Source organism: Paenibacillus sp. P22 (assembly GCF_000469945.2).
GTDB classification, from domain to species: domain Bacteria; phylum Bacillota; class Bacilli; order Paenibacillales; family Paenibacillaceae; genus Paenibacillus_O; species Paenibacillus_O humicus.
In genome coordinates this window covers 1-4,767 of sequence record NZ_CBRA020000205.1, presented here as the reverse complement: position 1 = coordinate 4,767, position 4,767 = coordinate 1, and the positions used below count along the sequence as shown (strand labels likewise).

Sequence of the window (4,767 nt, the reverse complement as noted above, 5' to 3'; positions counted from 1 at the left end):
CCTGGGGCTCGCGCCCTTGCGGCCCTTCGACGGCCGGAGCCGACGGGGCGAACGTGAAGCGGCCGATCTTGCGGAACTTCTCGTAGCGGTCTTCCACCAGCTGCTCCGGGGTCAGAAGCGACAGCTCCTGCAGATGGCGCCACACGGCTTCCTTGATGAACGCCGACTGCTCCGCCTGGCCCCGATGCGCGCCGCCCTTGGGCTCGGGCACGATCTCTTCGATGATGCCGAACGACAGCAGATCCTTCGCCGTGATTTTCATCGCTTCGGCCGCCTGGTCCGCCTTGGACGCATCCTTCCAGAGAATGGAAGCGGCGCCGTTGGGAGAAATGACGGAGTAGATGGCATTTTCCAGCATCAGGACGCGGTTGCCGACGCCAAGAGCCAGCGCTCCGCCGCTGCCGCCTTCTCCGATGACGACGCAGACGACCGGCACGCCGAGCATAGCCATCTCGCGCAGGTTGCGCGCGATCGCCTCCGACTGGCCGCGTTCCTCGGCCGTATTGCCGGGATAAGCGCCTTTCGTGTCGATGAAGGTGATGATCGGCCGCTTGAACTTGTCGGCCTGCTGCATCAGCCTCAGCGCCTTGCGGAAGCCCTCCGGATGGGGACTGCCGAAGAAGCGGGCGATGTTGTCCTTTGTATCCTTGCCGCGCTGATGGCCGATGACCGTCACCGGCACTCCGTTCAGCTTGGCCAGGCCGCCGACGATCGCCAGATCGTCCGCGAACAGCCGGTCGCCGTGCAGCTCCAGGAAATCCGTGAAGATGTCATGGATGAAGTCGAGCGAGGTCGGACGCTGATGGTGGCGGGCCAGATGCATCTTCTGGGCAGGGCTGAGCTCGCTGTACATCTCGTCCTCCAGTTGCTTGCAGCGGGCTTCCAGACGGGCGATCTCGTCGGTGAAGTCGATGCCCGTATCCTGGCTGAGCCCTTTCAGCTCCTGGATTTTGCGGCGAAGGTCGCCGAGCGGCTTCTCAAAAGGCAATTCAGACGCCATGGGCTGTCTCCTCCTTCACGGGGGCATGCATGTCCAGCACGCGGGTCAGCGTCGATTTCATGTCCTTGCGGTGAACGACGCGGTCCAGCTGACCGTGCTGCAGGTTGAATTCCGCCGTCTGGAAATTGTCCGGCAGCTTCTGGCGGATCGTCTGTTCGATGACGATCCGGCCTGCAAAGCCGATCAGGGCGCCGGGCTCGGCCAGATTGTAGTCGCCAAGGCTCGCGAAGCTGGCCGTGACGCCGCCGGTGGTCGGATCCGTCATGACGGAGATGTAGAGGCCGCCGTCCGACTGGAACTTGGCCAGCGCTGCGCTCGTCTTGGCCATCTGCATGAGGCTCAGGATGCTCTCCTGCATCCGGGCGCCGCCCGAAGTCGAGAAGATGATCATAGGCAGCCGGCGCTCATGCGCCTGCTCGATCGCGCGGGTAATCTTCTCCCCGACGACCGAGCCCATGCTGCCGCTGAAGAAGTCGAAGCTCATGACCGCGACGACGACGGGGAAGCCGCCGATCTCGCCGGTGCCCGTGACGACAGCATCCTTCAGGCCGGAGCTTTTCTTCTGGGTTTCCAGCTTGGGGGCGTAGCCCGGGAACTCCAGCGGATCCTCGGAAATCATATCGGCGTCGAATTCAGACAAACGTCCGTCATCGAGCGTCATTCCGATACGCTCCCAGGCGCTCAGCCGGAAATGATGCCCGCATGACGGACATACTTTCAGGTTTTTCTCCAGTTCCTTGCTGAATTGAATCGTCCCACATTTGGGACACTTGTTCATCAGCCCTTCGGGAATGTCCCGTTTGGGACGCTCCTGGCTGTCGCTGCGCTCCCGTTCCGACGGAACGGTCGCGTATTTGCGTTTATGAAATAAGTCCTTGAACACGAGTGACACCTCTCAAGACGCTAAAGTATAGTCGAACCGGCCATCACGAATGAAGAATGGAGCTCAGGACCTCCTGGACTTCCTCCAGCTCTCCGGACGGAACGAGAATCTCGTATTGCTGCTTGGACATGTTTATCGGACGTGTCTGTACGAGAAAGCCTTCTTCCGTCAGCCGTTTTTGGATCCTCTCCGCGATTCTCGCGGTAGGCGCGATGTAGATGACCGTCCACATGAAAGGTACCTCCTGATATTCCGGAAACAGGCCACATGATCTCACAATCATAGCATAGGAAAATAATTTCCCGCAAGAAACAGGACTGTCGGATCGGCGCGTTCGGCCCGGATTGCGGATTGGAAAAGGGTCGGAAGGAGTATTTCTGCGGCCGCTAGGGCCTTGCCAGGCTTGTCCTCCGTCCCGAGAGGAAGGGGAAGAAAACGTCTTGAACACATGCGAAGAAACTTGCGGCGAAGCCGATGGATCTCTGTTCGTCCGGCTGGATTCGGGCATTCCGGCGCCTCGCGGCGCACGGAGCTGAAGGAGCATGCCGGAGCTTCAGCAGGTACATTCGTCCCCGGCATGCGGAATCCCTCTTTTTCAATCCGAGGTTTCGCTCGCGTCCAAGGCGCTGTAGCTCAGCGCCTTGGGATCCTGATGGGCGATCCGGGCGGAAGCGGCGGCGGCCAGCCCCGCCACGAGGTCGTCCAGGAAGACGTGGACCTTGCCTGTCGTCTTGTCGTTCAGATGGCTGATGATGCCGGGTTTGACCTTGTCAAGATATCCGAAGCTGGTCAAGCCGATCATTCCGTATACGTTCGTTATGCCCATCGCCAGCGTCTCGTCGACGCCGTAGAGCGATTCGTCCTTCTCCATGATGGCCTGCAAAGGATGCGGCAGCAGCTTGCGCTCCGCCAGCTCATCCAAGGCGATGCCCGTGTAGAGCACGTACTGGACCTCCCGCTTGCCCAGCACCGTGCGCACGCTTTCCGTGCATTCCTCCATCGTGAGCAGAGGATTGTAGGGAAGCTGCAGGGAAAGCACGATTGAAGCCACATCATCGACGGTTACGCCGCGCCGGCCGAGCCAGCGCTCCATTTCGGAACTCATCCGCATTCCCTCCCGCAAATATTGCCGTGAGAACGGCGGCCGCAAGCGGAGACACGAGTAGAGGCGCGGCCAGCCGGCCGCCCCTCTTGTCCCTGTTCCCTCGCCCCGGCTCGACCGCCATGGTAGCCCAAGCCTGACGACTTGTGTTTCCTACTCTATGCGCGTGTCCCGGGAAATGTTCCGTTAATTTCCGGTGAAGCAAGCGGCGCATCAGGCGGCGGCGAGGCTTAGGGCCGGGACCGCTGTCCTCACCGGGAGCTGGCCCGGACTCCCGTCGGCGGACGGTCCCGCAAGCCGGACAAGCCCGGCCTCGGCGGGGCAAGGCGCATATCCGGTGCAAGCTCGGAACGGCGCACATACGCTGTCGTAAAACAAGCGAAACGCGCGATAAGGAGGAGCTGTCCCCTTTGTCCAGTCCGTTGGTATCGATCATCATTCCGTTCTACAACGACCCCTATATAGGCAGCGCGATCCAAAGCGCGATGGAGCAAACCTATCCCAACAAGGAAATCGTCGTCGTGGACGACGGATCCACGCTGCACAGGGAGCTGCTGCTGCCCTATCTGCAGTTTCCAGGGATTTACCTCTGCGCAAAATCCAACGGAGGCACGGCCAGCGCCTTGAATGCCGGCATAGCGATCGCCGCGGGCGACTACATCGCCTGGCTGAGCTCCGACGACCGGTTCTATCCGGGCAAGCTGGAGAAGCAGCTGGCGCTCATGATTCCGAGAAACGGAGAAATATCCTTCAGCGATTACGACGTCATTGACGGGACCGGTCATGTCACAAGCCGGAACGTAACGCCCAAATATGCCCATGTCAGCGACTTTCTGAAGGCATTCGAGCACTACTGCCCGATCAACGGCTGCACGGTGGTAGCCCGCAAAAAACTGCTTCTGGATCTTGGCCTGTTCGACGAGTCGCTGCCTTACACCCATGATTACGACTTATGGTTCCGCGCCGTCCTGAGCGGAGCTGACTTCCAATATGTGGATGAGGCGCTGATCCAATACCGGGTCCACGAAGGGATGGGCACAATCCGCAATCTGCCTGTCATCGAGCTGGAAGCCGAAGCGACCCGGCAGCGCTGGTGGCCGCTGCTGGATCGATGGATCAAGAGCAGGCTGAGGACTTGATGCCGGGCCGTCTGAAAAGGAGGCGCTCCTTATCGCGATCGAGGTAAGCATCATCATGCCGACCCATAACCGCTATCCGCTTAATCTGCTCACGCTGTATTCTCTCGAAGCGCAGACGTACGACTTGTCCAAGGTCGAGGTCATCATGATCGACGACGCTTCGGACGACGAGACCCCCGGCATCGCCTCCGGCCGCTCTTTCCCGTTCGAATTCCGGTATTACCGCATGACGAGGAACATTGGCCGGCCCCGAGCCCGCAATATGGGCATCCATGCGTCGCGCGGACAGCATCTCATCTTCCTCGATGCGGAGATCATCGTGCCTCCCGAGTTCATCGAAGCCCATATGAGCCTTCACAGGGAGCATAGCCGCCTCATCGCCGGAGGACTGTTCGCGGTCCGCAAATCCTATACCTGGCTGGATCCGCAGCTGTCCCCCGGCCAGCTGCTGCAGGCGGAGGAGCTGCTCGTCCGCCATCCGGATCTGCACGGAAAGTGGCTGCGCACCCGGATGCTTCCCGATCCTCCGGCACTTTTCGAACGCGAAGACATTCTGGAAGGCTCGAAGTATCTACGACATGACTTGGGGCATCGGCTTCATGATGAATAAAGCGATGACCAACGTGGCCACGCAAAACCCGGA

Annotated in this window: 6 protein-coding genes; 2 read left to right on the top strand and 4 right to left on the bottom strand. The window is 60.4% G+C overall.

The window, feature by feature from the left end; all coding sequences use genetic code 11:
- The 4 genes from BN871_RS22760 to BN871_RS22740 all read right to left on the bottom strand — a co-directional run.
- Positions 1-1,000, bottom strand: a 1,000-nt coding sequence (locus tag BN871_RS22760; RefSeq protein WP_048749081.1) for an acetyl-CoA carboxylase carboxyltransferase subunit alpha, incomplete at its 3' end; no start/stop codon positions are given.
- Positions 990-1,883, bottom strand: a complete 894-nt coding sequence (accD, locus tag BN871_RS22755; RefSeq protein ID WP_048749079.1) for an acetyl-CoA carboxylase, carboxyltransferase subunit beta — start codon at positions 1,881-1,883, stop codon at positions 990-992. The genes accD and BN871_RS22760, both read right to left, overlap by 11 nt.
- Before the next feature lie 43 nt (positions 1,884-1,926).
- Positions 1,927-2,115, bottom strand: coding sequence for a glutamate decarboxylase (locus tag BN871_RS22750; RefSeq protein WP_048749077.1), 189 nt, complete (start codon positions 2,113-2,115; stop codon positions 1,927-1,929).
- A 363-nt stretch (positions 2,116-2,478) separates the two neighbouring features.
- Complete coding sequence (locus tag BN871_RS22740; protein ID WP_048749075.1) at positions 2,479-2,988, bottom strand: phosphatidylglycerophosphatase A; 510 nt, start codon at positions 2,986-2,988, stop codon at positions 2,479-2,481.
- A 407-nt stretch (positions 2,989-3,395) separates the two neighbouring features.
- Between BN871_RS22740 and BN871_RS22735 the strand changes: the two genes are divergently transcribed.
- The gene (locus BN871_RS22735) at positions 3,396-4,124 is read left to right on the top strand and encodes a glycosyltransferase (RefSeq protein WP_021881767.1); all 729 of its coding nucleotides are present in this window, start codon (positions 3,396-3,398) and stop codon (positions 4,122-4,124) included.
- A gap of 55 nt (positions 4,125-4,179) precedes the next feature.
- A complete protein-coding gene (locus BN871_RS22730) occupies positions 4,180-4,734 on the top strand; it encodes a glycosyltransferase family 2 protein (protein WP_048749072.1) in 555 nt (184 codons plus the stop codon).
- Positions 4,735-4,767 lie beyond the last annotated feature (33 nt).